A 1,681-nucleotide genomic window follows, 5' to 3' on the forward strand; every position below is an offset into this window, starting at 1 on the left:
AGCCGGCGGCGTAGCCGGGCTCCAGGGTCTCGCCGGTGGCCGGATTGATGGCATGGATGGCCTTGCCGCTGGCCGCCACGGCCTGGCTGCCAATGAGTTGCTTGCCTTGCAGAGTCATGTTGGCTCCTTGCTGGTGGCTGATTGAGCGTGAAAAAAGGTGGCTGTGTGGTGAAGCCCCTGGGCTGAAGCCGCAGCCTTGAAACATCTGGGTGGTAGCCTCTGGGTCTCAGCACCAGGGGTTCTGCACCGGGTTTCCGTACTATGGTTTCCGTACTATGGTTTACGTATCAGGGGCCTGCATGCACCTACAGCGTGATGACGGTCACGGCCCCTTCATCGGCATCCGGTGTTGCCAAGGGGTTACGCAACGGTCGGCCAAAGGCGGGCAGGTCAATCTCGTAGCGCTCGCCGGGATTGACCTTGATGCCATCGGCAAAGCTCAGCGTCGCGGTGCCGAAGAAGTGAACGTGGACGTCGCCGGGACGGCGGAAGCCCGCGTACTTGAAGTGGTGGTGTTCCAGGTTGGCCAGGCTGTGGGCCATGTTGGCCTCCCCGGTCAGGAAGGGCTTTTCCCACAGCGTTTCGCCCTGACGGGTGATGCGCGAGGTGCCTTCCAGGTGTGACGGCAGCTCGCCGATCAGCAGCTCAGGACCAAAGCTGCACGCGCGCAGCTTGGAGTGGGCCAGCCACAGGTAGTTGTAGCGTTCGGTGATGTGATCGGAGAACTCATTGCCGATGGCAAAGCCCAGACGGTGAGGGCGGCCCTGATCGTCATTGATATAGAGTCCTGCGAGCTCAGGCTCCTCGCCGGCGTCCTCGGCAAAGGACGGCCAGGGCAGGGGGGCCTCCGGTGCGACGACGCAGTCGCCATCCCCCTTGTAGAACCATTCCGGCTGAGCCCCGATCTTGCCCTCGCCGGGCTTGCCACCTTCGACCCCCAGCTTGAACATGCGCATGGAGTCGGTCATCTCGGCCTCATCGCTGTTCGATGCAGCATGCATGGCGCTGCGAGTGTCAGCGCTGCCCAGGTGGGTCAGTCCAGTGCCGGTCACCAGGCAATGCGCCGGGTCAGGATGCGTCAGCGGGGGCAGCAACTGTCCCTGATCGACCAGCTCGTCATAGTCGAGGGTCTCGTCCGTCAGACTGTCCTGAACCACCGCGGCGAGAGGTTTGCCGCTTTCCAGGGCTCGCCTGGCCAAGCTGTAGGTGTCGGCGTCGGTCAGACGCACGCGATGCTCGTTCTCCACCAACGCTGCCCGGGTGCTGCCCTGATGGACACACTGAATAAGGCGAAGGTGGGCTGAAGCGCTGGAATCGGCAGAGGCGTTTGTATCGTTGTGCATGGTGATGTCCTTGGGCAGGAAAGGGCGGCAGCCCGGTATCACGATTGGCCCCAGAGGCATCTTACGCCTCTGGGGGGGTGTATGGTCAACATACGAAGGTATGGGTTGACGTTATTGATGGGAGATAGCATGCGTGGGGTGAGACGGGGCGGTGCATGCCCCTGACCCTGATCTCAGTCGACCAGCCACATGGCCATCTCGGGCCACATCAGCAGCGCGGCCAGCACACACAATTGCAGTGCGATGAACGGCAGCAGTGACACAAAGATGTCTTTCAGGCTGATCTCCGGCGGCGCCACCCCTTTCAGGTAGAACGCGGCCGGGCCAAATGGCGGCGA

General features: G+C 62.5%; 1 protein-coding gene and 1 pseudogene. Both read right to left on the reverse strand.

The window, feature by feature from the left end; translation table 11 throughout:
• Positions 1 to 305: 305 nt before the first annotated feature.
• The gene (gene araD1, locus KUV72_RS19665) at positions 306 to 1,343 is read right to left on the reverse strand and encodes an AraD1 family protein (protein ID WP_222239511.1); all 1,038 of its coding nucleotides are present in this window, start codon (positions 1,341 to 1,343) and stop codon (positions 306 to 308) included.
• Positions 1,344 to 1,516: 173 nt separating this feature from the next.
• Positions 1,517 to 1,681, reverse strand: a pseudogene (locus tag KUV72_RS19670) (TRAP transporter large permease subunit); the annotation flags it as partial.

Origin of the sequence: Halomonas sp. DP4Y7-1, assembly GCF_019800705.1 — a bacterium.
GTDB lineage: Bacteria > Pseudomonadota > Gammaproteobacteria > Pseudomonadales > Halomonadaceae > Halomonas > Halomonas litopenaei_A.

Excerpts from the sequence above, each read along its gene's own strand:
- araD1 (WP_222239511.1), bottom strand. The coding sequence starts at position 1,343 with ATGCACAACGATACAAACGCCTCTGCCGATTCCAGCGCTTCAGCCCAC.